We start from the raw sequence: 26,556 nt of genomic DNA on the forward strand, positions 1-26,556 counted from the left end.
CGGGGGGAGAACCCGGGTCTGAAGATCCGGACCCGGGGCACCCGCCATAGAGCGATTGATCGAGTTTCGGGTTGAGGGTTTCGGACCTCGAGTTGTGGGTTGGAGTGGCGTAGCGGAAGGGAAAGAGAGGGAGCCGATGGGGTATCTAACGCCTGCGGACTATCCGTTGTATGGATTGCCGGAGGATACGGCCGATGCGTGGGTGACGATGGCGTCGGCGATGATGGAAGGATTTTGCCGACGGCCTTCGTTGCTGAGTGCTAGCTATACGGAGCGGATGCGTGTGCCGGTGCGAGCGCAGAGGGTGCGGCTAAGCTATGGGCCACTGATCAGCGTGGACGCGGTGCAAGCGAAGTATGCGGTAGAGACGGAGCGTCATGATCCGCTCATCAGCGCGTTTGCGGGGGCGTTTGGGCTGCCGGGGGCGTGGGTGACGGTCGATCCGACGACGCTGGATGTGAGCCTTCCTACCGGGGAGTTTCAGTTCACGTGGAACCTACTGGGGCTGCGCTATGGCGAGGCCGAGGTGACGTACACGGCGGGATTGACGGTGGTTCCGGACACGGTGAAGGCGGCATGCGCGCAGATCGTGCGCAATGCACAGGCGACGCCGGGGCTGAATGTGAAGTCCGCCAGGATGGACACGCTGCAGACGGAGTACTTCAGCGATTCGTTGCTGGATGCGCAGGTGCAGTCGATGCTGCGGCCTTATGTGGCGGAGAGGCTGGGCTAGCGATGGCGGAGTCGATTGGGACGGGGGCCGCGCGGGTGGCTGAGGTGTTGCTGCGGACGTCGGGCGGGCGCAGTGTGTTGCTGCGTATGCCGGCTCCGGCGGTGAGTGGGGACGCTGGCGAGCAGCTGGGATTGGCGACGCCGCTGTTCCAGGATGCCGTGCTGGGGCCGGTGGCGTTTCGCAAGGCTGATGCAGCGACGAGCGAGATGCTGGTGAGCGCGGAGGCGATGCTGCGGGTGGCCGGGACGCTCGCGTATGACTCGGTGGATGCGTTGCTGCAGTCGGCGGTGGGCGTGGTTGTGGACGGCGTGGTGTGGATGATTACTGCGGTGCGGACCATGCAGGCAGAGGGGAAGCCCTACTGCTATGGCGTGCGGATGGTGAAGCCCGTGGCGTAGCAGCTGTGTCGATCGTGCTGTAGAGGAGCGAGGCCGCCAGGATGGCAGGTGCAAGGAACTCTGTTGAGCTACGAGCGGTGAGCGGTTGAGCGACGAGGGGTGCAGAGGAGTGATGGGATGCAGAACGCGAAGGACACGTTCTATGAGGTGCTGCAGGGGCGGCTGGCGGCGATCAATCCGGAGCGGACGGTGGTGTTGCGAGGCGTAACGCGGCCGGGCGTCGAGGTGGTGGAGAACGAGATGGTGAATGCGTTCTCGTTACCGGATTGCTTTCGTGTGGAGTGGGGCGCCGTGTCTATCGAGAGCGAAGGCGCGATGCCTGTGGTCGCGATGGAGTGTGTGGTGGGGTACGAGACGGCGGGCACGGCGCTGAATGCAGGGATGGATCGAGGGCGCGCGTTGGCAGCGATGGATGGTGAGTTGCTGGCCGCGGTGAATACCTGTCCGCATAACACGGTGAAGATGAATTACTCAGGGCTGGAGCAGGGCAAGGCTGCGAGTGCGATGGGAACGAGCGTGTGGTGGGGGCCGGTGAGCTTCGGCAAGCAGGTGTTGAAGAAGGATCGCGTGGGGCGCGTCGCGAGTGTGATGGTGATGAGTTATCAGGAAGCGGGTGAGCTGTGAGTGTGGTGACCGAGGTGATGGCTCCGGTGGTGGAGCGCGTGCGGGCCTACTTTGCTCCGGTGAACAGGGCTGCGATGCAGCCGACGATCTTCGATCCGGCGCAGGAGGGTGGGTTTGCGTTGAGCGCGCCGCCGGCACCGTGGGTCGACCTGGGATGGATTCGGGGATTTGCACGGAAGAGTGGAACGAAGGTTGAGCCGGTCCTGGCCGGGGCTCCGCTGACGGCGCAAATGCAGGTGCGGACCGAGATCGGCGCGACGGTGGGGTTTGCGTTCGAGAGCTGGGGCAAGCTGCAGCTCGCGCTGTCGTGCGGAACGCAGCAGATGAACGTGCTGAAGACCGCGAGCGGCGCAGCGATGGAGGGCTCAGGTGGCGCGGGAGTCAGCGCGGTACCGGTGGGTACCGGATCGACGGCGACGGTGCTGCAGCTGGGCGCGGCGGCGAGTGCGTTCAGCGTCGGTGAGCTGGTGGCCGTGGATGTCGACTATGCGGGCGCAATGGGGTTTGTGGGGAGCGGTGTGAGTGGAGCGTATGTGCGCACGGCGCTTACGGATGTGGACTACGTCCGGCGCGTCACATTGAACGTGGGGCGGATCAGTGCGATCAACACGACTACCGGCGCATTGACGCTGGAGAGCGCTTTGGTGGCGGGAGCTCCAGCGAGTGGGATGAAGGTGAGCGGCGTCGTGGGCTTCTGCGATCGCGAAGGCTCGAGCTTCTTCCAGGAGTGGTCGGCGGTGTTTGTGGCCGAGGGACAGCAGGGCGCGCGTGTGGTGTGGCACTATCCGCGGCTGCAGGCCATGAGCGGGATTGCGGAGAGCTTCGACAAGGCGGCGGGTGGGTTTGAGGCGGTGAGGCTTGCGGCTTCGTTTCGTGCGCTGCCGGTGAAGGACCCCGTCGATGGGGAGACGGTGGTGTGCTTCCGGAGTTATGTGGGCGGGTAGCAGCGCTTCGCGTCAGCCTCGCTCGCGCGAGGGGAGCGCTTTGCGTCAGCGGCTGCGCCGTTCGCTACTGCGTGGAGACTCGACACGGGCTGTCGCTGACAGCGGAGAACAATTTGCGATCGAGTGTCGAGTTGTGGGTGCTGGGTTTCGAGGTGCGGGTGACGGCGGCTGGAGGAGGACGAGTTGCGGATTACGATCGACAATCTCGATGGGCTGGGAGCGATGGAATACACGGGCAGCGTGGCGGCGGAGGGGCCGATCACGTTGCAGCGCGGGCTGAATGTGCCGTCGCGGTGCACGTGGGAGATGGTGCTGGGGCTGGGTGGGCTCGCGACCCCGGTGCGGCATGCACGCGTGGTGGTGACGAGCGAGGCCGGCGCGGTGTTGTTCACGGGCTACTGCGCGACGGAGCCGGTGAATGTGTATGCGGGGGCCGCGTCGATGGGCGCGGTGTATCGCGCGAGGGTGACGGCGGTCAGCGATGAGTGGCTGCTGGATCGGCTGGGCTCGGGGACAGTTGCGGGGTCGCTGACGGGGCTGTGGCTGTCGGGTGGCTCGCTGCTGCAGTTGCTGACGGCGCGGGCGCAGTCGGGTGGGCCTTCGGTGCTCAGCGTGGCGAGTGGAGGCGCGCTGCAGCAGACGGGCGCGGTGGTGAGCCGGGCTTCGGCTCCGTGGAGTGAGAATGCGGCGCTGAGCGCAGGGGCTGGCTATGCGGCGTATCGCGTGCTGAGCGGCGCGGTATCGGTGCAGACGGCGGGCACGGTGGTGCATACGTTCAGCGATGCGGATGGATCGCTGAGCGCGAACGAACTGGCGACGAACGTGGTGCGCGACCTGGTGAACGATGTGACCATCTCCGGCGCGGAGGAGCCTGTCGCGTATGTCCAGGAGATCTTCGAAGGCGATGGTACGACGACGGTGTTCGAGCTGAGCGAAGAAGCGTTTCGCGAGACGGCGCGGACACTGGTACGGGAAAGCTTCAATGGACCTGCGCTGAATGCTGCGGTCTGGACAAAGCTGGACCCGGGGAGCCATGTGTCGCTGGGTGCGGGCTGGCTGGTGTTGAACGGAGGCACGGGCACGGACGGCACCACGATGGTCACGGCCGTGGACGCGATGGAGATGGGCGGTAGCGTCGTGGTGCAGCTCGCGGGCGTGAGCTTTGGGGCGAGCTCGGACGGCATGCTGGGCGGGATGTACGAGGGCGTGGTGGAGCTGGCGAACTGCTTTGCGGGATTCCGCGTGCGGCAGTCGAGCGGCGCGACGGTAGTGGTGCCGGTGGTGAATGGCGCGGAGTTGGGTACAGTGTTCACGCCAGTGGCTGGGCACTTGTACACGTTGCGGCTGAGGCTGCATTGCGTGGAGCAGCAGCGGGTGCCGCAGGTGTACTACGCGATGGCGAACGGCGCGGTGGAGAGCTTTGGCAGTGCGAGCGGCATCACGGCTCCGATGGATGTGGTGTTCGAGCTGGTCGACGAAGGAGTGGCGTCGAACACGCCGGCGACGGTGTTGTACGACTCTGCTGCGGGGGGTACTCCGGTGGCATCAACTCCTGCGGTATGCACGTTCGTGGTGGCGAACTCGACGAACCTGTTTGGCACCGTGGGTGCGGTGAGCGTGACGCGGCCGGGGAGCGTGTGGGTGGTGAGTACGCTGCCGAGCGGCACGGTGCAGACGCGGCTGATTGGGCTTGCGGGGCAGCGATGCGACTGCGCGGCGACGCATGGGACGTCGAACGGGACGGTGGCGAAGGTGACGTTCTACGCGGGGCGTGTGCCGGTGGCGGGCGAGCGGGTGACGGTGTCGTACCGCGCGCGCGGGCGTTCGGTGGCGCGTCTGGAGAATGCGGCGAGCGTGGCGGCGGAGGCCGTAGGCGGAGCGGCGGGAACGAGCCGCTGGCTGGGCAAGGTGCTTGATCCTCCTGCGCGAACCAGCGTCGATTGCGAGAGCGCAGCGCTCGCGGTGCTGGCATTCGCGACGACGCGAAGCTGCGCGGTGAGCGGCGAGTACAAGGCGGTCAATCCGGCAAGCGATGTGTGGCCGGGCGATGTGCTCAACGTTACGAGCGATGGCGTGACGACGGCGCTGCTGGTGCGGAGCGTAGAGATCAAGGATGGGCAGAGCGCGCCGGAGGTGCTGCGCTACGCGATGAAGTTCGCCAACGACTGGGCGACGGAGTACGCGGATGGGCTCGGGCTGAAGCTGAGCGAAGCGATTGCGCCCGATGCGTACCTGCCGCTGACGGCGGCGACGGGGTCCGGCCAGGTGCTTGCGAACCTGCAGCAGCTGGCCGTGACCAGCTTGTCGACGACCGCCATTGGCGTGAGCACGGGTACGAATCCGCCGGCGGGTGGGGGCTTCGAGGTGCGGCGGGCGGACTGGCAGTTTGGCGTGAGTGTGGACGCGGCGGACCTGGTGCTGCGGAGTCCAGTGGTTAACTTTACGATTCCACGGGCGACCGAGGGTGAGCGTTTCTACGTGCGGATGTATGACGCCAGCACGCCGCCGCTGTACTCGCGGTTCTCGAGCGAACTGGTGGTGAACTGGCCGGTGTAAGAGCAGAGGGCTTTGCCCGTTGGCGGCGTTGTCGTTAGGTCCGGCTTGGTCGAGCTGTAGAGGGGCGAGGCTTCCAGAATTACAGGGTGGGGTTCTGTTCAGCCAGGAGCAACGAGGGTGTGAGCTGTGAGGGGCGATGACGGAGTTTGAGGCGCAGGTGTTGCGGGATCTCAGTGCGTTGAAGGCGCAGATGGATCAACTGTTGGGGATTGGGCAGCCAGGAAGGCTGCATGAGATCGAGGAGCGTGTTGCCTCGCATGAGCGGAGCGTGCAGAGGTTGAAGGGCATGATGGGGGCGCTTGGGGTGTTGCTAACGGTCGCGCATGTGGTGGTGACCTGGTTTGCGGAGCGGCGATAGGTGTAATGGCATGGCAAAAGAGAAGGGCCCCGTTGCCGGGGCCCTTATGTCGCGAGGATCGATGCTTAGCCGATGTCTTCGTTCCAGTTCTCGAGGTAGGCCTTGAAGTCGGACATGAACTTGCCGGCGTCGGAGCCATCGATGATGCGGTGATCGAAGCCCAGGGTGAAGCGTTGGACGGAGCGGACGGCGATGGAGTCGTTGCCGTCCTTGTCGGTGAGGACCATGGGCTCCTTGAAGAGGCCGCCGACGCCGAGGATGGCGGCCTGTGGCATGGAGATGATGGGCGTACCGAACTGCTCGCCGAAGATGCCGGCGTTGGTGATGGTGAAGGTGGCTCCGGCGACGTCATCGGGTGCGAGCTTCTTGGTGCGGGCGCGCTCGGCGATGTCGACGATGCCGCGCGCGATGCCGAGGAAGTTCTTCTCTTCGGTCTGCTTGATGACGGGAACGATGAGGCCCCAGTCCAGCGCGACGGCGATGCCGATGTTGATGTTCTTGTTGTAGAGCGTGCCTTCACCCTGGATGGCGGCGTTGACGATGGGGTGCTTGCGCAGGGAGTTGATGGCGGCGCGTGTGATGAACGGCATGTACGTGAGCTTCACGCCGTTGCGCTGCTCGTACTTGTTCTTCTCCTTCTCGCGCAGCTTCACGATGCGGGTCATGTCCACCTTGAAGATGGTGTGGACGTGCGCGTTGGTGTGCTTGGACTCGACCATGCGCTTGGCGATGATGCCGCGCATCTTCGTCCACGGCTCGACGGTGCCGGGCGTGGGGGCCGGAGCTGCGGGGGCTGCGGGCTTTGCCGCGGGAGCAGCAGAGGGCGCCGGAGCGGCAGCGGCGGGTGCGGGCGCTGCGATTGCGGGCTTAGCTCCGGAGAGATGGCCGAGGATGTCTTCCTTGGTGATGCGGCCGGATGCGCCGGTTCCAGGGACAGCCGAGAGATCCACCTTGTTCTCTTCGGCGATCTTGCGGACGAGCGGCGAGGAGCGTGGGGCCGTGCCAGCAGAAGCTGCGGGAGCTGAAACAGCAGCGGGCGTGGGCGCGGCCGCCGGAGCGGCTGCAACGGGTGCAGGGGCTGCGGCGGGAGTTCCAGCGCCAGCAGACGAACCGCCGATGACTGCGACGATGCTTCCGACGGAGACGGTCTGGCCTTCCTGCACCTTGATCTCGGTGAGGATACCGGCGGCGGGGGAGGGGATTTCGGCGTCGACCTTGTCGGTGGAGATCTCGAAGATGGGCTCGTCGCGCTCGACCTTGTCGCCGATCTTCTTCAGCCACTTGGTCAGCGTGCCCTCGGTGATGGACTCGCCCATCTGGGGCATCGGGACGTCGGTGCCGGGGCCGGCAGCGGGTGCGAGAGCTTCAGCCGTTGCTGCGAGATCGCGGGCGGCGACGGCTTCAGCGGCTGGAGTGACGGAGTCGATCGCGAGGTCGGCTGGGGTCGCGGGAGCCGCAGCAGGAGCGGAAGCTCCGCCGGGCTCATTGATGCTGGCGACGACGGTGTTCACCGTGACGGTGGCACCTTCCTGCACCTTGATCTCACCGAGCACACCCGCAACGGGCGAGGGGATTTCGGCATCGACCTTATCGGTGGAGATCTCGAAGAGGGGCTCGTCGCGGGCCACGGTGTCGCCGGGCTTCTTGAGCCAGCGGGTGAGTGTGCCTTCGGTGATGGATTCGCCCATCTGGGGCATGACTACGTCGATTGGCATCGGGAAAAGGTCTCCGCGTGAAAGTGTCGAGGGGAAGGCCACGCGTGCGAGCGGTGGCCTGAGTCGCCAACTCTGGATTATACGGCGGTGGGGTAACGGCCCGTTGGGCCGGTTCGTTTAGCGGACTTGCTGTGCGGCAGGCAGGAGATCGTCGATGGAGTTGGCAGCCATCACCTGGCGCTGGAAGACTCGACCGAAGTTCGCGGCAGTGCTGTTGGAGGCCTGCTGGAGCATCGGTGGGTCAGGCAGGGTTGTCTCTTCTTCCAGCGAGGTCACAGCGCGGTCCGCGATGCCGCAGGGGATGATGAGCTGGAAGTCGCGCAGGTCGGTGGTGACGTTGAGCGCGAAGCCGTGCGAGGTGACGCCTCGCGAGACATGAATGCCGATGGCAGCGATCTTCTTCTCCAGTACAGACCCGCCGGCGTATGTCCAGACGCCGGTGCGGCCGGCGACGCGCTGCGCGGGGATGCCGAAGTCCTTAGCGGTGAGGATGAGGGCCTCTTCCATGAGGCGGACGAAGTCGACGGGGCCAAGAAAGGGTCCGCGCTTACCGGGCAGGTCGCCGTGCAGATCGACGATGGGATAGCCGACGAGCTGGCCGGGGCCATGGTAGGTGACCTCGCCGCCGCGGTTGGTGTCGTGCAGCGTGACGCCGCGCTGGGCGAGGAGTTCGTCGCTGGCGAGAATGTTGGCGCGGGTGGCGTTGCGGCCAAGGGTCAGCACGGGCGGATGCTCCATGAGGAGGAGCGTGTCGGCGATGACGCCGGCCTTGCGGGCCTCGACGACCTCACGCATGATGCGGAGACCCTCGTCGTAGGGGATGCGGCCGAGTTGGAGCAGGTGCAGGATCATGCGACGGGGGGGCTACAGGCCGAGGTCGGAGAGGCTGGGGTGGGCATCAGGCCGGCGACCCTGGGGCCAGTGGAAGAGCCGCTGTGCTTCAGTGATGGCCACATCGTTGATGCTGGCGTGGCGGACGGCCATCAGGCCGTTGGGGTCGAACTCCCAGTTCTCGTTGCCGTAGGAGCGAAACCACTCTCCCTGATCATTTTGCCACTCGTAGGCGAAGCGCACGGCGATGCGGTTGCCGGTGAACGCCCAAAGCTCCTTGATGAGGCGGTACCCGCGCTCCTTCTCCCATTTGCTTGTGAGGAAGGCGACGATCTCGTCGCGTCCATTCAGGAAGGTGGAGCGATTACGCCAACGGCTGTCAGGCGTGTAGGCCAGAGCTACCTGCGCAGGGTTGCGGGTGTTCCATCCGTCCTCGGCCTTGCGGACCTTCTCGACGGCGGTCTCGTGGGTAAAGGGTGGGAACGGAGGGCGGGATTCTGTTGGCATGGCTGATTCTCCCGGCGGTACAGAGATCGGATGCACGACCCGGCGTGACGATGGGGAAAAGAAAAGGGCTGCGGAGATTCGCAGCCCTTCTCTCACTTTTGCTGGCGCATGGGCTAGACGTTGATGGCCATTCCTTCAACGCTGGAGAAGCCGTCGAGCAGGCTTTCGGCGAGCGTGGGGTGGGCGTGGATGGTGAACATCAGCTCTTCCACGGTGGCTTCGAGCTCGAGCGCGACGACGCACTCGGCGATGAGTTCGGTGGCGTGCGGGCCGATGATGTGTACGCCGAGGACCTCGCCGTACTTGGCGTCGGAGACGACCTTCACGAAGCCATCGTGCGAGTCGAGGATCGTGGCCTTGGAATTGCCGACGAACGGGAACTTGCCGACCTTGACCTGGTAGCCCTTCTCCTTGGCCTGCGCCTCGGTGAGGCCGACAGAGCCGATCTGCGGATCGCAGTAGGTGCAGCCCGGGACGCGGTCCTTGCGGACGGCGCGGGCGTACTTGCCGGCGGCCTTGGACGCGACGACGACACCGGCCATTGCGCCAACGTGCGCCAGCTGCGGCAGGCCGGCGACGATGTCGCCGATGGCGTAGACGCCGGGCTCGGTGGTCTCCATCCACTGGTTCACGGGGATGAAGCCGCGATCGAGCTGGATGTTGGTCTTGTCGATACCTGCGTCCTGCGTGCGCGGCCCACGGCCCACGGCGATGAGGACCTTCTCGGTCTCCTTCACGACGGCCTTGCCGGTGGAGTCGGTGAAGCTGACCTTCGCGCCGCCCTTGTGCTTTTCGATCTTCTCGACCCTGGCACCGGTGTGGACGTCGATGCCGCGCTTCTTGAAGGAGCGCAGAAGCTCCTTGGAGACCTCTTCATCCTCAACGGGGACGATGCGGGGCAGGGCTTCGACGATGGTGACCTCCGCGCCGAAGCTGCGGAAGATCGAGGCAAACTCCACGCCGACGGCGCCCGAGCCGATGACGACAAGGGACTTGGGGAAGGTGGGCAGTGAGAGGATCTCAATGTTGGTGAGGATGGTGTCGTCGGCCTGGTAGCCGGGCAGCATGCGGGCATCGGAGCCGGTCGCGAGCACAACCTTCTTGGTCTGCACGGGCGAGACCTTGCCGTCGGCGGCGGTGACGTTGACGGTCAGGATGCCGTCCTTGGCCGGGCCGGCGATGCGGCCGTGGCCGCGCACCACGGTGACCTTGTTCTTCTTCATGAGGAAGTCGAGGCCCTTGGTGTGCTTCACGATGATGTCGTTCTTGCGCTTGAGCACGTTGGCCCAGTTCAGCTGCGGCGCCGCGACGTTGTCGATACCGTAGCCGGCGGCGTGGCCGATGTGGTCCCAGACCTCGGCCGAAAACAGCATGGCCTTGGTGGGAATGCAGCCCACGTGCAGGCACGTGCCGCCGAGCTTGTCGGTCTTCTCGATCAGGGCGACCTTGAGGCCGAGCTGTCCGGCGCGGATCGCGCAGGTGTATCCGGCGGGGCCACCGCCCACGATCGCCAAGTCAAACAAAGTTTCTGCCAAGAGAGTGCTCCGTTTCCGCGAGTAATCGCGCTGTCCGCGCGGTCGCGCGGAGTTCGCTGATGACAGCCCAAGTTTACGACGCCAGGGGTGCCAACGCTATTCGATGTGCGAGTACCGCCTTTGGGTGCAGCAGCTCGCACAAAGGTAGCCCCACGGCCCAAACCGGCCTGCACGGCCAATCCCGAGAGGAGCAGGAGAGTGAGCAAGTTTACCTATAGCGCAGCAGGGCTGGAGCTGACAAAGAGCTTTGAGGGGCTGCGTTTGACCGCCTATCGCGATGTCGCGGGTATCTGGACGATTGGCTACGGTCACACAGGGGCAGACGTCCACGAAGGCCAGGCGATCTCGGAGTTTGTCGCCGAAGCGCTGTTGCGGGCGGACGTCATGCCTTGTGTCGCAGCGGTCAATCGCGGCGTCAAGGTGCCGATCGTGCAGCACCAGTTCGATGCTCTGGTGGACTTCGCCTTCAACGCTGGCGTCGGGAACCTGCTGAAGTCGACCCTGCTGCAGAAGGTGAACCTGGAGGACTTTGTGGGCGCGGCGGTCCAGTTCGGGCTATGGATTCACGCGGATGGCGAGCCACAGCCAGGGCTCGTGCGGCGACGCAAGGCTGAAGCTGCGATGTTTCGCGGCAAGATCGTTACGGGCGCGTGAATCCTTATTCCTGGACCGGTACGGCAGAGACCGGTGGTCGCGTAGCTTGTACGTAGAGGATGTGAGCGATGGCGCGGACGCTTCTGATCGATACGGATACGGCTTCGGACGACGCGGTAGCCCTGATGATGGCGTTGCGTTCGCCGCAGGTTGAGGTGGCAGCGATCACCGTGGTCGCCGGGAACGTGCCGGTGGAGCAGGCGGTGAGCAACGCGCTCTATACCGCCGAGCTGTGTGGGTCGGATGTGCCCGTGTTCGCTGGCTGCGATGAGCCACTGAAGCGCGAGCTCGAGTCTGCGACGTGGTTCCACGGCCAGGATGGCCTGGGCGATCACGGATTCCGTCCCACGCGGCGCACGGCAGAGCATGGGCACGCCGTGCATGCGCTCTCGTCCTGCGCACTGGCCAATCCGGGGCTGGAGGTCATCACGCTGGGCCCGTTGACGAACCTGGCGACGGCGCTGCTTCGCGACCCGAGCATCGCCAAGAACATCAGCCGCTGCGTGGTGATGGGGGGCGCGCCCTGCTGCGAGGGCAACGTGACGCCCGCGGCCGAGTTCAACATCTGGGTGGACCCCGAGGCCGCCCGCATCGTGATGCTGTCAGGGATTCCTATCGAGCTGGTGGGCTGGCAGCTCTCGCGTTATGACGCTGCCCTCAACGTGGACGATATCGAGAAGGTGCTGGCGCTGGATACACCGCTGGCGCGCTTTGCGATCGAATGCAACAGCCGGGCTCGCGAGGCTTATCTGGAGCAGACCGGCGAACACGGCATCTCTCTGCCGGACCCAATAGCTATGGCGGTGCTGCTCGATCCGTCTCTGGCGCTCGAGGTGAGCGAGCACGACGTTGAGATCGAGTGCGAGAGCGTGCTCACGCGCGGGATGACTGTCGTGGATCGGCTGAACGTCACGCGCGATGAGCGCAACGCATCTCGCTGGGGCGAGGTACATGACCATGGGCGGCCAGCGAAGATCGTATGGAAGCTGGATGTGCCGGGATGGAAGCGGCTGCTGATGGAGTCGCTGCGCTAGCGACTTGCAGCTTTTCACGGTGCGCGGCTCGGCGTACCCTACTGCCACGAGGGTTCCCCATGGCGGCTGCTGTTCACATTCCAGTGAGTGAGTATCTGCGGACTACCTATCGGCCCGACCGTGACTACGTAGACGGCGAACTGAAGGAGCGGAACGTGGGAGAGCAGCCGCACGCGCACATCCAGGCAATCATTACCGGCATCTTCCGGGAGCACCGGAGCGATTGGGGCGTTCGTGCGCTCCCAGAACAGCGCTTTCAGATCACGCCAACGCGTTTTCGCATCCCTGATGTGACGGTGCTGCGGAACACCGACCCCAAGGACGCGATCATCAGCTTCGCACCCTTGCTTTGCGTTGAAATCCTTTCGAAGGATGACACGCTGGGCGAGCTGCAGGAGCGAGTCGACGATTACGCCACGATGGGTGTCGAGAACATCTGGGCAATCGATCCGTGGAAGCGCGCAGCGTACTACGCTTCGCGGCAGGGCTTTGCGCGGACTGACGATGGCATGTTGCGGATCGAGCATTCGCCCATCACAATCTCGCTCGCGGAGGTCTTCGCGGAGCTGGACGAGTTCTAGCTCTGCTGGCTACCGCAGGCCCACTTCTTCAGCCCACAGTGCTGGCAGCTACGCTGGAAGGGGTTGTAGTTCAACAGCCCACTCCGCAGGAGAAATCTCATCCACGCCAGGATGCCCTGTCTGTAATAAGGCAGGTGACACCGTGGGCAGCGGAACTCTGAGACCTTCCAGTCAACCGCAACGCACACACCGACCATCGCGAGGATCACAAGTTCCCCGGTGGTTCGGGCAGGTCCATAGCGCGGCATTCTCGTAAGTATTAGCCAGACCAGAGCAATGAACCAGAGCGGCGAGGTCATCTTTGCCCACCACCAGAAGCGATGACCTCTCCACGCGAAGGCGCAAAGCCTATCGTGCTGCGCTTCCCGTTCATGGCGCGTGGTCATGAACACATCCTAGTTGGAATCGCTGCGACGCGGCGCTACAACAGCTTCGCCGCGTCCTTCGCGAAGTACGTCACGATAAAGTCCGCTCCGCCGCGCCGCAGGCATAGCAGGCTCTCGAGCATGGTGCGCTCCGGCTCCAGCCAGCCGCGTTCGAAGGCCGCGTGCATCATGGAGTACTCGCCCGACACCTGGTACGCGCCCATGGGCAGGTCGAAGCGGTTGCGGGCCTCGCGGATCACGTCGAGGTAGGGCATCGCCGGCTTCATCAGCAGCATGTCGGCGCCTTCCGAGATGTCCTGCTCGATCTCGCGCATGGCCTCGCGGAGGTTCGCTCCATCCATCTGGTAGGTGCGGCGGTCGCCGAACTGCGGTGCAGAATCCGCGGCCTCGCGGAAGGGGCCGTAGAAGGCGCTCGCGAACTTCGCGGCGTAGCTCATCACCGGAGTGCCCGAGAAGCCGTGCTTGTCCAGTGCGGCGCGGATCGCGGCCACACGGCCGTCCATCATGTCGCTGGGTGCCACGATGTCCGCCCCGGCCAGCGCCTGCGAGACAGCCGTCTTCGCGAGCAGCTCCAGCGTTGGGTCGTTCTCCACGCCGAAGTCATCGCCCTGCCTGGTCACAATGCCGCAGTGGCCGTGCGAGGTGTACTCGCACAGGCAGACGTCGCCGATGAGCACGAGCTTCTTCGATGCGGGCGAGGCCTTCATCGCGCGCAGGGCCCTCTGCACGATGCCGTCGTCCGCATAGGCGCCGGTGCCGACCTCGTCCTTGCTCTCGGGAAGGCCAAACAGCAGCACGCCGCCGATGCCCAGGCTCGCGCACTCCTCCATCTCCTTCACGGCCTCGTCGACCGAGACATTGAAGACGCCGGGCATGGAGCTGACGGGCTTGCGCACGCCTTCGCCTTCGCAGACGAACAGCGGGTAGATCAGAGCACCGGGGTGCAGGTGGGTCTCGCGGACCAGGGAGCGCATTGCCGCGCTCGAACGCAGACGGCGCAGTCGAGTTACCGGAAATTCCATGGAACTATTGTAGGTCGCGTGTCGAGTGGCAGCCTGTGACGGGTGGCACGAAGGAGGTCCGCAGCGCAGCAAGGGCGGAGCCGAAGCTCCGCCCTTTGTCGCCTCTCTGCCTGCTCGCCTAGCTCTCTTTGGGAGCCGGAGGACGCGCCATCGCGTCGTACTCCATGCCACTCGTGGCCGAAGCCAGCGCCCACAGCGTGTACACGCCGAGCACGGTTCCCATCACCGGATGGATCAGCGACCACACCGCACACGCGATGGCGATGACCCTGCCCCAGGTCTGGCGCGTCAACAGGCCGTACGCCGCCAGCGCTGCGAGGGTCGTCGAAAGCAGCAGCGACGTGAGCGCAAACGGCAGAAAGCCACCCATCCAGTCGCCACCCCACGAGCCAAACCCGTGCGAGTGCCGAATCCAGGAGTGAAAGAGCGTCATCCCCAGGACCTTGGTGACGAAGCGGTAGATGGCATACACCGCCCACAGCATGCCGACCGTCTGCACGTGGCGCGCCACGCGGTTGTAGGAGTAGCTTCCGCCAGCCATCGCCCCACCGTAGCCTGCTCCGTAACCGGCCCCGTACCCCGGGACATAGCCTGCGCCGTATCCCGTTCCACCCACGGCAGGCCCATAGACCGGCGTATAGCCAGGGCCATATCCCGTGCCCGGTCCACTACCTGGAGCGGGGTTGCTTGCCTGTGCAGGCTGCTGCTGATACGCCAGGATCGCCGTGCCGCAGCGCGAGCAGAACCGCGCATCCTGGGGTTGTTCCAAACCACAACGAGTGCATTGCATCGCACTTCCTCCGGCGAATCTGCGATTCCGTCACGCAGCGCTCGCCCACATTGTTTCTCTACGCGAATCGTACCGGCGCGGTTCCCCGACTCGGCTTCCGGGCAGGGCCCGGCAGGCGTCCCCGAGCAGTTCTGCATCTTTGACGCCCAAAACGTATCCTTATCCGAGTGCCGTTGCAACCCTCCATCCCGTCCGCCCTTTCCGAGTTCGCCATCTCCGCCCTTCAATGGGAGCAGCTCCGCGAGCGACTCGCTGCGCGAACCATGTCTCCGCTCGGCCACCAGTGGCTGCTCGCGCTCGCCCCCTCCTCCGATTCGGAGTGGATCTACAGCCAGCAGGCCCGCAACGCGGAGCTGCGCCGGCTGATCAGCGCCGGCATGCCGTTCAACTTCCGTGGCATCTTCGATCCCACGGACCTGCTCGACCAGGCGCGCATCGAAGGCACTGCGTTGGAGGCGCTGGAGCTGCGCAAGCTCCTCGTCCACGCCGAGCGGGTCGAGGCGTGGCGCGCGCTGGTGGCTGAACCTCCGGCTGGCCTCGAAGAGGCACTGACCGCGACCCGCGCCGCAGCCTTTGCGTTGCTCGAGGCTGACCTGCAGCCGCTCCTCCGCGCCATTCAGGGCAAGATCGAGCCCGATGGCTCACTCGCCGACGATGCTTCGCCCGAGCTCGCCCGCATCCGGCGCGCGCTCGAACGCCAGCATCGGGCCATCGAACATAGCCTGCACGCAGCTCTGGCGAGGCTCGCCAGCGACGGCTCCACGCAGGATTCGCTCATCACCGTGCGCGGCGACCGCTTCGTCATCCCGGTCAAGAGTGAGTACAAGCGCAAGGTCGGCGGCGTGGTCCATGGCTCCAGCTCCAGCGGCCAGACCGTCTTCGTCGAGCCCATGGAGACCATCGAGCTCAACAACGAGCTCTCGCGCCTGCTCGACGAAGAGCAGGAAGAGATCCATCGCATCCTTGTTGCGATGACCCGAGCAGTGGCCGCGCATTCGCCCACGCTGGCGCTGGGGGCGCTCATCCTCGGAGAGGCCGATGCGCATCAGGGCGTGGCGCGGTTCGCGGAGGACCTCAACTGCGTCAAGCCCATCGTCGGCCAGGGGGCGGACGAAGACACACTCTCGGTATTCGAGGTGCTCGAAGCGCGGCATCCTCTTCTCGAGCTGCGCCTGCGCGATCAAGGCCACTCCATCACGCCGCTCACGCTGATCCTTCCGGGAGGCGCAGAGGCCAAGCACCAGGTCATCGTCTCGGGCCCCAACACCGGCGGCAAGACGGTCACGCTCAAGACGACAGGCCTGCTCGCCATCATGGCGCAGTCCGGCCTGCCGGTTCCGGCCAGGTCCGCTCGTCTGCCCATCTTCGACGCCGTCTTCGCCGACATTGGCGACGCGCAGTCGATCGAGAACAACCTCTCCACCTTCAGCTCGCACGTGACCAACGTCGACCGCATCGCGCGCCACGCCGGCCCGGCCTCGCTGGTGCTGCTCGACGAGCTTGGTTCCGCGACCGATCCCGAAGAGGGCGCGGCGCTGGCCGTTGCGGTGGCCGAACGCTTCCTCGAGCTCGGCTGCTGGTCGCTCATCACGACACACCTCACCTCGCTCAAGGTCTACGCGGCAAAGTACGATGGCGTGCTGAATGCCGCGGTGGGTTTCGATGAGACGACGCTTTCGCCCACCTATGAGCTGCGGCTCGGTGTGCCCGGAGCTTCGTCCGGCCTCAACATCGCAGCGCGGCTTGGGCTCGATCCTTCCATCGTGGACAACGCTCGCTCGCAGCTCACCACGCAGACAGCGGACATCGCGCGCTTCCTCGATGATCTGCACGCGCAGCTGACGGCCGCGAACTCCGAGCGTGCCACCCTGGCCGAGCAGCAGCGCGAGCTGGAACGTGAGCGCGAGCGGCTGGCGAAGGAAGGCCGCATCGAGCAGCAGCAGCGCACCCGCGACCTCGAGCGCAAGCTCGAAGCCATGCTTAAGGACTTCGAGTCGCGTCTCACCGACATGGTGAAGGTCATCGCCGACAAGACCTCCGACAAGGCCCTCGCCAAGCGCATCACGCGCGATGCCGCCGTGCGTCTCGCGGGGCTGCGCCGTGAGACCACGGGTGAGTTCAAGACTGCCGTCGCCGATGCGCAGGAGGCGGCAAAGCCCGCTGCGGCCAGGCCCACTGAGGCGGAGCGCGAGCTCGCCGTCGGCGATGCTGTGATGCTGCAGACCATGCAGCGCGAGGCCCGCATCGATCGCTTCATCGACGACAAGATGGTGGAGGTCGTCATGGGCTCCATGAAGATGCGTGTGCCTCGCACCGACGTCCGCCGATTGCAGCGTCACGAGATCGAGACTCCTTCGACGAAGCGTCGCGGCGGCGTGACCGTCTCAAGCGCAGCGCATGAAAGTCCCAGCGATGTGTCGTCGGAGATCAACGTGATCGGCCGCAAGGCGGACGAGGCCGAGAGCGAGGTCGAGCGCTACATCGAGCAAGCGTACCTCGCGGGGCATCGCAGTGTACGCATCGTGCACGGCGTGGGCATGGGTATCCTCCGCCGCACGCTGCGCGACTTCCTGCGCAATCATCCGCACGTCACCTCCGTGACAGAGCCGCCGTACAACGAAGGCGGCCAGGGAGCGACGATCGTCGAGCTGCGCCAGTAGCCACGCTGTGCGGCAAATCAGTCGTGGAGCGGTCCACCTGGCCCATGGAGCAACGTGAATCTGCCCGTGTATATTCGATTCCACCGCAGAATCAACGCCCCGTGGAGCTTCGTATGAACGGTAGACTTCCCCAGCGATTTGCATCAGTGATGTTGCCTGGCCTCGCGGTCTACGCGCTGGCGTTGTTGTCTTCCGGCTGCAACAAGCCGGCCAGCGTCGCGTCGCCGGATCACAGCGCGGACCTGGTGCGCCTCACGCAGATGGACGCAGACTGGGTGAAGGCCGCGCAGACCCACAGCGTGGACGCATGGATGGCGTTTTACGCGCCGAACGCCGTCGTGCTGCCGCCCAACGAGAAGACCGCCGATACGCCTGCAGAGATTCGCGCCGCCATCGGCGAGCTGATGGCGACCAAAGATCTTGCGATCGACTGGAAGGCGACGAAGACCGTCGTATCGGACGCCGGCGACATGGCCTGGATCTACGGCACCTATACGCTGGAAGGCAAAGACGCCGCCGGCGTTCCCATCAGCGACAACGGCAAGATGGCAGAGGTGTGGCAGAAGCAGGGCGACGGCGCCTGGAAGTGTGTGCTCGATACCTGGAGCTCCGACCTTCCGGTGCTGGTCCCCGACAAGAAATAGCCACCCGCCGCCCCGCCCTCTGCGTCACCGCGAAGCTACCTGGGCCATGCCACTCCGGGTCGCCTCGAAGTACACGCCACAGGCGCTCACGACGATGCGGTTCGGCCCGGCGAGCAGCACGGCATCTCCCGGAACTTCCGTCGTGGCCCCGGTGATGTCCATGTCCTCGTGCTGAAGGTCAACCTCGGTCACGTTGCGGCTGCGGATGCCCACCTGCTCGAAGCTGGCGCGACCCTGCTCGCTGCCGTTCTCCTTCGCAAACTGCTCCGCGCTCACGCTGCGAACATTGATTTCACTCAGCGCGACGGTGCCACCCTTCCAGCTCATCGCGCGCGTCGCATAGGTCAGCGTCGAGCCGACCAGCTGGTCTGCCTGCTCGCGGCTCCAGCACGTGACGTTGTGCGTGGGCAGCACGCGAGTGATGCGCCAGCTTCCGCGGAGGCCCGCGGGCAGCGGTTCGGCCGCAATTGTCTGCGACAGCGAGGCAAAGACCACCATCAGGGCCGCCACGCGGGAGGCACGGGTACCCAAGAGCCGTAATTCAGGCACTTTTCTCTTCTTCATTGCAAAGTCCAAAGATTTTGATCGTATCCAACGCATCATACGATGCTGGTTGTTGGAATTTCGGCTGGGTCGTCCGCTTTGCCGCTGCTCGAATCGCCTGCGGATGTCATGGGCCATCACGGAATGCCGGAAAGGCATGTTGTATGAATCTGGAACACCTGCGCGAGCGCACGCGCCCGCAGCACAATGCAACCGAGTCGCAGATGCCGATCACCGCTGACGGACTCACTCTGGCCGAGTACACAGGCTATCTTCGCGGTCTTTATGCTGCTCTTGCGCCGTGGGAGAGCTTCGCGCTCACACACCACCCGGCAGCGCTCGAGACACTTGTCGCATCCCGGCGCCGGGCTTTCCTGCTGGAGAAGGATCTCAGCGCCTTCGGTATCGCGGTGCCAGCCGTGGGTGCGTTCCACTCCGCCGCCATTCCGGGGCTCGATGAGCTCGATGGAGCCACCTTCGCTGCCAGCTTTCTGGGCGCAATGTACGTCGTCGAGGGCTCTTCACTCGGCGGGCAGTACATCGCGAAGCACCTGGAAACCACACTCGGCCTTACGCCCGAACACGGCGCTGCCTACTTTCGCGGCTACGGAGACAGGACCGGCTCGTTGTGGCAACAGTTCAAGCTGGTACTCGCGGCGCTGCCCGATTCCGAAGAGGACCAGGTAGTTGCTGCGGCGCAAGGAATGTTCGCATTATTTGGTGAGGCACTAACCTCGGCTTCGACACAGCCGCCACACCCTGAAATGGCATCTCTCCAGTAGGTTGTTGTTCGCCTGTTGTTTGTTTCTTTGTTTTTTGTTTCGCGCTCCGGAGGTAGGTTTGCCTTGCAACCTTCAGCCCCAGATGTACTCAACTGCGTAGACGAACCCATCCGTGTGCCTGGAAGCATCCAGCAGCATGGGTTCTTCCTGCTCACCCTGCCCGACTACGAGGTCATCGTAGCGGCAAGCGAGAACTCGCAGCGTTTCCTCAACGTCCCCCTGCGGCTCGTCGTCGGCTCCAAGCTCGATGATTTCTTTGAGCGCGAGGTGATGAGCGCCTTCCGCTTTCATAAGAAGATCTGCGCCCACGGCGAAGATGGTCTCGGCACCTATCTTGGTACCTTCCGCATCGGCGACAACCTCTTCAGTGCGATGACGCACTGCATTGGCCCCTACCGCGCGCTCGAGTTCGAGCAGCAGGAGAGCGTCGTTGGGCCGGAGACAATGAACGCGGTCATCACCAACTTCGTCTCCACGCTCAACCGCCTCCGTACCGAACAGGAGCTCTGCGACTCCCTCACCCGGCAGTTCTCCCAGCTCACCGGCTTTGATCGCGTCATGCTCTACAGCTTTGACGCCGAAGGCCACGGCACCGTGCTCAGCGAGATCAACAACGGTCGCCTGCCCAGCTACCTCGGCCTCGCCTTTCCGGCCTCCGATATCCCGGCGCAGGCCCGCGACCTGTATGTGCAGAACACCGTCCGCATCATTCCGGACGCGAACTATGTCCCGTCGCCTCTGGTGGGCAATCCCAGTGTTGAGCCAGCTACCCTCGACCTCTCGCTCAGCGTGTTGCGTTCGGTCTCTCCCATCCATCTGCAGTACATGCGCAACATGGGCACGATGGCGTCCATGTCTGTCTCGCTGGTGCTGGATGGAAAGCTCTGGGGGCTGATCAGCGGGCACAACGCCGAGCCCAAGCTGGTGCCGTATCTCATTCGCTCCGCCTGCGACATGCTCTCCAGGATGGGTGCGACGCAGTTGAATGCCTTCCGCGCGTCGCGCGAGCTGGAACAGACCCGCCACTTCCACTCCATTCAGCGGCGTCTTCTCACGCTCATCGCCTCGGAGCCCAACTATCTCGACGCGCTCGGGGAGCACCGCGATGTGCTGATGGATGTCACGAATGCCCAAGGTATAGCTTTGCTGCTCGATGGCAGCGTCCGGGTTGCGGGCATCACCCCGCCCGAATCGACCCTGCATCGCCTCGCAGCCTGGCTCGACTCACGGCCCGAGATCCAGACCTTCTTCACCTCCCACCTTGCTGCAGACCTGCCTCCTGAGCTGGCCGATCTCGCCGAGGAGCTTCGTCCCGCCGCCAGTGGCCTCCTGCTGGTGCGCATCTCGTCCGTGCGGTGCCGGTGGGTCGTCTGGTTCCGGCCGGAGGTCATCTCCACCATCGCCTGGGCGGGCAATCCCGCCGACGCTGACAAGGCGAAGGAGACGCTGACCCCGCGCGCCAGCTTTGGCCAGTGGAAGGAGATCGTCCGCGGCCGCTCCCGCGAGTGGACGCAGATGGAGATCGACTCGGCCGAGGACTTCCGCGCCGCTCTCACGACCATCAGCCTCCGCCGGGCAGAAGAGGCCATCGAAGAAGGCGAGGCTCGCTTCCATCGCCTCACCCAGGCCCTGCCCATCAAGATCTTCACGGTCGACGATGATGGCGCCCTTACCTATGTGAACGACCGCTGGCGCGAGGCTGGGCTATGCCCTCAGGGCAACTGGTTCGAGGAACCTCTCCTCGACGCGGAAGACGCGGCCGGCTTCGGCGAGCGCTGGGAGCAGGCCGTCCAGGCGGGCACGGACTTCGAGGCCGAACTGCGGCTCGCCAGCCCCAGCGGCGGCCCTGAGCGTTGGAACTACCTCCGCATCACGCCGTTTCAGCGGGCCGGATCTGTCCGGGTCGGCTGGATCGGGTCCCTGCTCGACCTGACCGAGCGCAAAGAGCGGGAGACCGCCATGCGCATGAGCGAGAAGCTCGCGCTCACCGGACGCATGACCTCCGTCATCGCCCACGAGATCAACAACCCGCTTGAGGCCATCACCAACCTCATGTACCTGCTGCGCGAAGAGTTCTCGCGGGACGGAAACGCCGGCACGTACATTGCCATGGTCGAGAGTGAGCTGGAGCGAATTTCGGGCATCACCAAGCAGACCCTGCGCTGGAATCGTGAGACCTCCGACGTGGCTGAGACCTGCAACGCCGGCGCCATGGTGGATGAGGTGCTCCGCCTCTTCGCGGGCAAGATCCGCAACCGCCAGATTCGGGTCACGATCACAGGTGACCGGTCGACGCCGCTCCGTGGTTTCCTCGGCCAGCTCCGCCAGGTGCTCGCAAACCTCGTCTCCAACGCCATCGATGCGTCTCCAATCGATGGCAAGGGCACCGTCATCGTCGAACTTCTCAAGGAAGCCGCCCCCGACGGTACGCTGATCCAGACGGGTTTCTCGGTCTGCGACAACGGGCGAGGCATCGACGCTGCGACCAAGGCCCGGCTGTTTGAGCCCTTCCACTCCACCAAGGGCGACCTGGGCAACGGCCTGGGACTTTACATCTCGCGGGAGATCGTGGAGCGCCACCACGGTCGAATCCTGGTCGAGACGGCTCCCGGCGAAGGCACGCGAATGACGGTGTGGCTCCCCGCCTGAGTCTGCTGCACAGCCCTCACTCGTGGGGCCTGGAATCTCGGACGCCGCGCCCGCATATCGGCCAACTTATTGATATATCTAGTCAAAGAGCAACATTCTCCTTGGAAGATTCTCCACACCCCGGTAGACTCACCCTGTTCTTCACCTCTTGGATCTGGATGGGCCCTGGGCCATGCATCGCACCCTGCTTCGTATTCTCCTCGCCGTCTCACCCCTTTCTCTGGTCGCGCTTCCGCTCTCCGCCCGCGCGGATACCATCGAGAACTACAACATCACTTTCACCAGCTTCGACTCCTTTACCCAGGTGGGTTCTGGCACCATCACCGTGGACGACGACGGCGTGGGCGACTACACCGTCGCTGGCTTCTCCTACTCGTTCTATCCGGGCGACCCCACCAACGCGACGACGATGTCCTATGACGCTGCGGGACTGACGAACGCCAGTGCTGAGACGGGTTTCGTCAGCTTTTTGCCCGGCGAGTATGGCTTTTCGTTCTATGCCCCTGCCGATCCGCTGTACACGTACTACAGCGATGGCACGGGCTGGAGCTTTGAGACGATAAACATCGAAGACGGCGGCTTCTACTCGATTACGGAGAACGTCTCCGCAACCCCCGAGCCCGGCAGCCTGGCGCTGCTCGGTACCGGCATGCTTGCGGCGGCTGGCGTCGCGCGACGCCGCTTCGTTCGGGCCTAGAAGACGTCTAAGTACCTGATTCGCCAACGCCACAACGCCGCCTTCCGGGCGGCGGTGCTATTTTTTGAATCGAACCGCCATCCCCGTTTAACCCCCTACCTCCCCGTTCAATGCAGAATCTCGCCGTTCGCCGCTCGCTTGTTGATATCGCGGCAACTGCCCCATAGCTTTGAACATGAATCCTCAGGAGGATATAGACAGCAATGCCAAAGATCACAAAGATCGTCGAGAAGGGCGTCGTCCTGGGCGCCAAGGCCGGATGGGCCGTATTTGAGAAGCTGAACTCCATCAGCCCCAACGACAGCTTTACGCCCAAGTGGTCCGATAAGCCGCTGCTGAAGTCCTACCAGAAGGAAAAGCCGCCCCTCGGCTGGCCCCGCACCACCGATTCGCTCTGCCCCAAGTGCGTGCCTGAGATCCGCCAGCAGATCGTCGATGGCAAGCTGCCCCACGAGATCCTTCTCAACGAGAAGGTCGGCGAGATCAAGGCGCAGATCATCGAGCGCGACGGCAAGATCCTGATGGTCAAGGACTGCCCCATCCACGGCCACTTCGAGGACGTCATGTCCATCGATCCGCCGATGATGAAGCACCTCGAGGACGTCTTCCCGGGCCGCGACATCCGCGCCCACAACGATGAGAAGCTCCACAACCACGGCACGTCGACCGTCACCCACGGCCGCGGCTCGGTGCTCACCATCGATCTCACCAACCGCTGCAACATGATGTGCGACCCGTGCTTCATGGACGCCAACCAGGTCGGCTTCGTGCATGAGCTGACGTGGGATGAGATCAAGACCATGCTCGACAACGCGATCAGCATTAAGCCGCGTCGTCAGATGAGCGTGCAGTTCTCCGGCGGCGAGCCCACGCTCTCCCCATACTTCCTCGACGCCGTCGCCTACGCCCGCAAGGTCGGTTACAACTCCGTCCAGGCCGCGACCAACGGCATCGAGTTCGCGAAGTCGGCTGAGTTCGCTCGCGCCGCCGCGGAAGCGGGCCTGCGTTACGCGTACCTGCAGTTCGATGGCATCGGCAATGCTGCCAACTCGCACCGCAAGGTGGGCAACTCGTTCGACGTGAAGCTGCAGGCGATCCACAACCTCCACGCCGCCGGTGTGGACATCGTCCCCGTCACCTGCATCATCAACGGCATCAACAACGAGCAGGTCGGCCGCATCATCCAGTTCGCGCTCGACAATCCCAAGAAGATCAACTTCCTCTCCTTCCAGCCTGTGTCCTTCACCGGCCGCGACGAGGAAGTTTCGGACGAGCGCCGCATGGCGCAGCGTTACACGCTGTCGCACCTCGCGCATGACGTCCGCAACCAGACCGGCCTCGGCGAGTCCACGCGCGACTGGTTCCCCATCAGCTTCATGTCGACCTTCTCCGACTGGGCCGACCTGGTGCACGGACCCGAGCACGACTGGGGCCAGCTCTCCTGCGGTTGCCACCCCAACTGCGGTATCGGCATGGCGCTCATGATCGACAAGGAAACCAAGGAAGCGGTTCCGGTCACGGCGTTCCTCAACGCCACCCAGCTCGCCAAGGACATCGCGAAGGTCAACGACGCCTCCCGCGGCAAGTTCATGACGATCCTCGGCGCCGGCCTCGCGCTCATCCGCAACTACGATCCCAAGAAGGCTCCCACGCACTTCAGCATCTTCTCGCTGCTCGAGAAGTTCGATAAGTGCTTTGGCGCCACCGGCCGTAACTACGGCAAGGTCACCGGCGACCGCACCATGGCCGATATCGAGAAGCGTCGCCAGGATCGCTGGAACTTCCTCTTCATCGCCGGCATGTGGTTCCAGGATCTGTTCAACTACGACTTCCGCCGCACCGAGCAGTGCATCATCCCGTACGCCACGCAGGAAGGCGAGATCAGCTTCTGCGCGTACAACACGGGCATCGGCTGGCGCAACATCATCGAGAAGATGCACATGACGTCGACCCTCACCAAGTGGTACGAGGAGCACGGCCGTCACGAGATCTTTGCCGGTGGTAAGAAGGTCGGCCTCGAGCGTCAGGAGAAGTACGACCTGGTGCTCAACGAAGCGCACGTCAACTCGGCTGCCAACGATACGTTCGACAAGAGCGGCATCGCCAAGAACGCCCGCGAGGAAAAGATCCGCGCCCGCGACGCGAAGCTGAAGTCCGACGCCGAGAACGCCCGCATGGCCAAGCTCTACCGCAAGGAAATCCTGAAGGAACCCGATATGCCCGGTGGCTTCGTAGCCCTCGGCGAGATCGGCGGCCTCGGCGGCATCAAGCCCGCCGCCCCCAAGCAGGAAGTCGAAGTCAAGAACGACGAGCTGGTAGCAGGCGACTAACCATTGCATGGAGCAGCACGCGCTTCGCGCAAAGACAGAAACACGAAGGCCGCCCTCAGGGCGGCTTTTGTGTTCTGGGACTAATTCGCCTTGCTGAGGCAAGGAACTCGGCATAAAATCGCGCCGATGCTCCCCAGAAAAAAATCGAAGATGAGGCAAGACGATAGGCTCAGCTTTCTTATCGCCAACATCGCAATCATTGCGTCCCTCGTCGGTGCAGTATTCAGTTTGGTCGCGATCCGGAATGAGCAGGTAAGAAATGCGTCTAAGCTTAGAGCCGAAGACCTCAGCGCTATTGTTTCGCGCCAGCAGCAGGCGATCAATGAGTTACAGGCGCGTCTTGGGAAGGCAGATGCGTCTTCATCTGAGCTCCGGGATAAAATCTTGCAGGCCATGTCGCATGCGGGGTCGACGCCTCATCAAGACTCGGTCCTTTCCGCTGCGGATCGAGATGCGCTTCAGCGTGCTGCCCAGACGGACCAAGACTTAAACCGGAGGCTAAGCGCGCTTGAGTCAGCTCTCACCCAGTCACCGGAAAAAGCAATCGCGCTGCCTCTCCTCCGCCAGCAACTGAATGATCTTCAGGACAAAATCAAGAGTGATTCCGATGGTCAGCAGGCGGAGATCAATCGTGTGTACGGGATCCTCGAATGGCTATTAGGGCTAATAATCACCCTAATCATTGGAGTCGCCGGGTTAGCCTTCAATTCGTTCAGACGGGATCCGGAAAGGCCGCACTCCTCCTCCCACCTGAAGCACGAAGACGATAGTCACCCCTCACACACGGATATTGCTAAAGGGACCGCCCCGGTTCGACAAGCTGATATAGCGTAGGAAATGACCGTGCGGCATCCTCGTCGAGTTCCAGGCGGTGAAGGGGAGCGATGCACTCTAGAAGCGCACTAGGCTCACCGGCAGCTTCTCAAAGTGATCCCGGTTCAGCGTCGCGAGTTCCAACTCATGCACTACCGCAGTCGCGGCGATCAGTATGTCCGCAAGATCGGGAGTGGTCGCAGCTTTCTTCGCCTGCGCGATCAGCCTGCCAGCCTCATCCGCCACCCGCTCGTCGACTAGGTGAATCCGTCCTGGGTACATCCGCGGTATATCCACGTCGAGCCAGTGCTCGAAGTTCGCGCGTTTGCGCCCCAACTGCATCGACTCCGTGCCATACCGTATCTCGGTGAGCGAGATCACGCTGAGGTGAAGCTGGATCGGCTTCACCGTTCCCAGCCATCGCATCACGGCATCATTTGGCCGTGCCTTCGTGAACTGCGAGACGACGTTGGTATCGAGCAGGAATCCCGTGCTATCCAAGCTTGATCTTCCGCGGCTTGCTCTTCAGGCGGGGGAACACGACGTCATAGCGCTCTTTGAAGGAAGGCTGCAACGCCTCCCACGCGCTCATGAAGGGCTCGTCCAATTCCTTCTTCACCGTCTGCGCCGCATCGTGCTCCTCGCGCGTCATCACGACGAACTCCTGCTTTCGCCGCCGTACAATCTGCGGACCTTCGGTCTCTGCTTTGTCCAGCACCTCGCTGAACTTTGCCTTAGCTTGTGTCGCAGCCCATGCGGTCATCGCGCAC

25 protein-coding genes are annotated in these 26,556 nt (G+C 64.0%); 16 read left to right on the forward strand and 9 right to left on the reverse strand.

Features of this window, described 5'->3' with window-relative positions; all coding sequences use genetic code 11:
* Positions 1 to 136: 136 nt before the first annotated feature.
* From C4S68_RS10675 to C4S68_RS10700, 6 genes are all read left to right on the forward strand, one after another.
* The gene (locus C4S68_RS10675; RefSeq protein WP_103933039.1) at positions 137 to 733 is read left to right on the forward strand and encodes a hypothetical protein; all 597 of its coding nucleotides are present in this window, start codon (positions 137 to 139) and stop codon (positions 731 to 733) included.
* Positions 734 to 735: 2 nt separating this feature from the next.
* The gene (locus tag C4S68_RS10680) at positions 736 to 1,131 is read left to right on the forward strand and encodes a hypothetical protein (RefSeq protein ID WP_103933040.1); all 396 of its coding nucleotides are present in this window, start codon (positions 736 to 738) and stop codon (positions 1,129 to 1,131) included.
* Between the two features lie 117 nt (positions 1,132 to 1,248).
* On the forward strand, positions 1,249 to 1,755 hold the full coding sequence (locus C4S68_RS10685; protein ID WP_103933041.1) for a hypothetical protein: 507 nt from the start codon (positions 1,249 to 1,251) through the stop codon (positions 1,753 to 1,755).
* Positions 1,752 to 2,699, forward strand: coding sequence for a hypothetical protein (locus C4S68_RS10690; RefSeq protein WP_235011516.1), 948 nt, complete (start codon positions 1,752 to 1,754; stop codon positions 2,697 to 2,699). The genes C4S68_RS10685 and C4S68_RS10690 overlap by 4 nt, the downstream gene beginning before the upstream one ends.
* A 183-nt stretch (positions 2,700 to 2,882) precedes the next feature.
* On the forward strand, positions 2,883 to 5,255 hold the full coding sequence (locus C4S68_RS10695) for a hypothetical protein (RefSeq protein ID WP_103933042.1): 2,373 nt from the start codon (positions 2,883 to 2,885) through the stop codon (positions 5,253 to 5,255).
* A 136-nt stretch (positions 5,256 to 5,391) separates the two neighbouring features.
* Positions 5,392 to 5,613 carry a hypothetical protein gene (locus C4S68_RS10700; protein ID WP_103933043.1) on the forward strand — a complete coding sequence of 74 codons (222 nt, stop codon included), beginning with the start codon at positions 5,392 to 5,394 and terminating at the stop codon, positions 5,611 to 5,613.
* A 65-nt stretch (positions 5,614 to 5,678) separates the two neighbouring features.
* Here C4S68_RS10700 and sucB read toward each other — a convergent pair whose 3' ends face one another.
* The 4 genes from sucB to lpdA all read right to left on the reverse strand — a co-directional run bounded on the left by sucB (position 5,679) and on the right by lpdA (position 10,201).
* The gene (gene sucB / locus C4S68_RS10705; protein ID WP_103933044.1) at positions 5,679 to 7,328 is read right to left on the reverse strand and encodes a 2-oxoglutarate dehydrogenase, E2 component, dihydrolipoamide succinyltransferase; all 1,650 of its coding nucleotides are present in this window, start codon (positions 7,326 to 7,328) and stop codon (positions 5,679 to 5,681) included.
* Between the two features lie 117 nt (positions 7,329 to 7,445).
* Positions 7,446 to 8,180 (reverse strand): lipoyl(octanoyl) transferase LipB, encoded by a 735-nt coding sequence (lipB, locus tag C4S68_RS10710; RefSeq protein ID WP_103933045.1) that lies wholly within the window; start codon positions 8,178 to 8,180, stop codon positions 7,446 to 7,448.
* Positions 8,181 to 8,192: 12 nt separating this feature from the next.
* Positions 8,193 to 8,666 (reverse strand): nuclear transport factor 2 family protein, encoded by a 474-nt coding sequence (locus tag C4S68_RS10715; protein ID WP_103933046.1) that lies wholly within the window; start codon positions 8,664 to 8,666, stop codon positions 8,193 to 8,195.
* Between the two features lie 113 nt (positions 8,667 to 8,779).
* Entirely contained in the window at positions 8,780 to 10,201 is a 1,422-nt protein-coding gene (gene lpdA, locus C4S68_RS10720) for a dihydrolipoyl dehydrogenase (RefSeq protein WP_103933047.1), read from the reverse strand.
* 198 nt (positions 10,202 to 10,399) lie between these two features.
* On the opposite strand from lpdA, the gene C4S68_RS10725 reads away from it, so the two are divergent.
* From C4S68_RS10725 to C4S68_RS10735, 3 genes are all read left to right on the forward strand, one after another.
* Positions 10,400 to 10,855 carry a lysozyme gene (locus tag C4S68_RS10725; RefSeq protein WP_103933048.1) on the forward strand — a complete coding sequence of 152 codons (456 nt, stop codon included), beginning with the start codon at positions 10,400 to 10,402 and terminating at the stop codon, positions 10,853 to 10,855.
* A gap of 68 nt (positions 10,856 to 10,923) precedes the next feature.
* Complete coding sequence (locus C4S68_RS10730) at positions 10,924 to 11,889, forward strand: nucleoside hydrolase (protein WP_200821527.1); 966 nt, start codon at positions 10,924 to 10,926, stop codon at positions 11,887 to 11,889.
* A 59-nt stretch (positions 11,890 to 11,948) separates the two neighbouring features.
* Positions 11,949 to 12,470 (forward strand): Uma2 family endonuclease, encoded by a 522-nt coding sequence (locus tag C4S68_RS10735; RefSeq protein WP_103933049.1) that lies wholly within the window; start codon positions 11,949 to 11,951, stop codon positions 12,468 to 12,470.
* A gap of 421 nt (positions 12,471 to 12,891) precedes the next feature.
* Here the strand turns inward: C4S68_RS10735 and hemB are convergent, their stop codons facing one another.
* Positions 12,892 to 13,878: a porphobilinogen synthase gene (gene hemB / locus C4S68_RS10745; RefSeq protein ID WP_103933051.1), complete on the reverse strand. Its 987-nt coding sequence runs from the start codon at positions 13,876 to 13,878 to the stop codon at positions 12,892 to 12,894.
* Between the two features lie 118 nt (positions 13,879 to 13,996).
* Positions 13,997 to 14,668 (reverse strand): zinc ribbon domain-containing protein, encoded by a 672-nt coding sequence (locus C4S68_RS10750; RefSeq protein WP_146072105.1) that lies wholly within the window; start codon positions 14,666 to 14,668, stop codon positions 13,997 to 13,999.
* Positions 14,669 to 14,835: 167 nt separating this feature from the next.
* Between C4S68_RS10750 and C4S68_RS10755 the strand changes: the two genes are divergently transcribed.
* A complete protein-coding gene (locus C4S68_RS10755; RefSeq protein ID WP_235011517.1) occupies positions 14,836 to 17,328 on the forward strand; it encodes an endonuclease MutS2 in 2,493 nt (830 codons plus the stop codon).
* Between the two features lie 113 nt (positions 17,329 to 17,441).
* On the forward strand, positions 17,442 to 17,972 hold the full coding sequence (locus C4S68_RS10760; protein ID WP_160115100.1) for a YybH family protein: 531 nt from the start codon (positions 17,442 to 17,444) through the stop codon (positions 17,970 to 17,972).
* A gap of 24 nt (positions 17,973 to 17,996) precedes the next feature.
* On the opposite strand, the gene C4S68_RS10765 is transcribed toward C4S68_RS10760, so the two are convergent.
* A complete protein-coding gene (locus C4S68_RS10765) occupies positions 17,997 to 18,536 on the reverse strand; it encodes a hypothetical protein (RefSeq protein ID WP_235011518.1) in 540 nt (179 codons plus the stop codon).
* Positions 18,537 to 18,679: 143 nt separating this feature from the next.
* Between C4S68_RS10765 and C4S68_RS10770 the strand changes: the two genes are divergently transcribed.
* From C4S68_RS10770 to C4S68_RS10790, 5 genes are all read left to right on the forward strand, one after another.
* Positions 18,680 to 19,297, forward strand: coding sequence for a biliverdin-producing heme oxygenase (locus C4S68_RS10770; RefSeq protein WP_103933054.1), 618 nt, complete (start codon positions 18,680 to 18,682; stop codon positions 19,295 to 19,297).
* 63 nt (positions 19,298 to 19,360) lie between these two features.
* Complete coding sequence (locus C4S68_RS10775; RefSeq protein ID WP_103933055.1) at positions 19,361 to 21,946, forward strand: ATP-binding protein; 2,586 nt, start codon at positions 19,361 to 19,363, stop codon at positions 21,944 to 21,946.
* A 172-nt stretch (positions 21,947 to 22,118) separates the two neighbouring features.
* Positions 22,119 to 22,643: a PEP-CTERM sorting domain-containing protein gene (locus C4S68_RS10780; protein WP_103933056.1), complete on the forward strand. Its 525-nt coding sequence runs from the start codon at positions 22,119 to 22,121 to the stop codon at positions 22,641 to 22,643.
* Positions 22,644 to 22,846: 203 nt separating this feature from the next.
* Complete coding sequence (locus C4S68_RS10785; protein WP_103933057.1) at positions 22,847 to 24,973, forward strand: radical SAM protein; 2,127 nt, start codon at positions 22,847 to 22,849, stop codon at positions 24,971 to 24,973.
* Between the two features lie 150 nt (positions 24,974 to 25,123).
* A complete protein-coding gene (locus C4S68_RS10790) occupies positions 25,124 to 25,807 on the forward strand; it encodes a hypothetical protein (protein WP_146072106.1) in 684 nt (227 codons plus the stop codon).
* Positions 25,808 to 25,864: 57 nt separating this feature from the next.
* Here the strand turns inward: C4S68_RS10790 and C4S68_RS10795 are convergent, their stop codons facing one another.
* The gene (locus C4S68_RS10795) at positions 25,865 to 26,287 is read right to left on the reverse strand and encodes a type II toxin-antitoxin system VapC family toxin (protein ID WP_103933059.1); all 423 of its coding nucleotides are present in this window, start codon (positions 26,285 to 26,287) and stop codon (positions 25,865 to 25,867) included.
* Positions 26,280 to 26,549, reverse strand: coding sequence for a type II toxin-antitoxin system prevent-host-death family antitoxin (locus C4S68_RS10800; RefSeq protein WP_103933060.1), 270 nt, complete (start codon positions 26,547 to 26,549; stop codon positions 26,280 to 26,282). The genes C4S68_RS10795 and C4S68_RS10800 overlap by 8 nt, the downstream gene beginning before the upstream one ends.
* Between the last annotated feature and the right edge of the window lie 7 nt (positions 26,550 to 26,556).

The sequence above is a fragment of the Bryocella elongata genome, assembly GCF_900108185.1.
Taxonomy (GTDB): domain Bacteria; phylum Acidobacteriota; class Terriglobia; order Terriglobales; family Acidobacteriaceae; genus Granulicella; species Granulicella elongata.

Bases quoted from the DNA above. Each gene is read 5' to 3' on its own strand.
- C4S68_RS10675 (WP_103933039.1), top strand. From the start codon at position 137: ATGGGGTATCTAACGCCTGCGGACTATCCGTTGTATGGATTGCCGGAG.
- C4S68_RS10680 (WP_103933040.1), top strand. From the start codon at position 736: ATGGCGGAGTCGATTGGGACGGGGGCCGCGCGGGTGGCTGAGGTGTTG.
- C4S68_RS10685 (WP_103933041.1), top strand. From the start codon at position 1,249: ATGCAGAACGCGAAGGACACGTTCTATGAGGTGCTGCAGGGGCGGCTG.
- C4S68_RS10700 (WP_103933043.1), top strand. From the start codon at position 5,392: ATGACGGAGTTTGAGGCGCAGGTGTTGCGGGATCTCAGTGCGTTGAAG.
- sucB (WP_103933044.1), bottom strand. From the start codon at position 7,328: ATGCCAATCGACGTAGTCATGCCCCAGATGGGCGAATCCATCACCGAA.
- lipB (WP_103933045.1), bottom strand. From the start codon at position 8,180: ATGATCCTGCACCTGCTCCAACTCGGCCGCATCCCCTACGACGAGGGT.
- C4S68_RS10715 (WP_103933046.1), bottom strand. From the start codon at position 8,666: ATGCCAACAGAATCCCGCCCTCCGTTCCCACCCTTTACCCACGAGACC.
- C4S68_RS10730 (WP_200821527.1), top strand. From the start codon at position 10,924: ATGGCGCGGACGCTTCTGATCGATACGGATACGGCTTCGGACGACGCG.
- C4S68_RS10735 (WP_103933049.1), top strand. From the start codon at position 11,949: ATGGCGGCTGCTGTTCACATTCCAGTGAGTGAGTATCTGCGGACTACC.
- hemB (WP_103933051.1), bottom strand. From the start codon at position 13,878: ATGGAATTTCCGGTAACTCGACTGCGCCGTCTGCGTTCGAGCGCGGCA.
- C4S68_RS10750 (WP_146072105.1), bottom strand. From the start codon at position 14,668: ATGCAATGCACTCGTTGTGGTTTGGAACAACCCCAGGATGCGCGGTTC.
- C4S68_RS10760 (WP_160115100.1), top strand. From the start codon at position 17,442: ATGAACGGTAGACTTCCCCAGCGATTTGCATCAGTGATGTTGCCTGGC.
- C4S68_RS10765 (WP_235011518.1), bottom strand. From the start codon at position 18,536: ATGAAGAAGAGAAAAGTGCCTGAATTACGGCTCTTGGGTACCCGTGCC.
- C4S68_RS10770 (WP_103933054.1), top strand. From the start codon at position 18,680: ATGAATCTGGAACACCTGCGCGAGCGCACGCGCCCGCAGCACAATGCA.
- C4S68_RS10780 (WP_103933056.1), top strand. From the start codon at position 22,119: ATGCATCGCACCCTGCTTCGTATTCTCCTCGCCGTCTCACCCCTTTCT.
- C4S68_RS10785 (WP_103933057.1), top strand. From the start codon at position 22,847: ATGCCAAAGATCACAAAGATCGTCGAGAAGGGCGTCGTCCTGGGCGCC.
- C4S68_RS10790 (WP_146072106.1), top strand. From the start codon at position 25,124: ATGAGGCAAGACGATAGGCTCAGCTTTCTTATCGCCAACATCGCAATC.
- C4S68_RS10800 (WP_103933060.1), bottom strand. From the start codon at position 26,549: ATGACCGCATGGGCTGCGACACAAGCTAAGGCAAAGTTCAGCGAGGTG.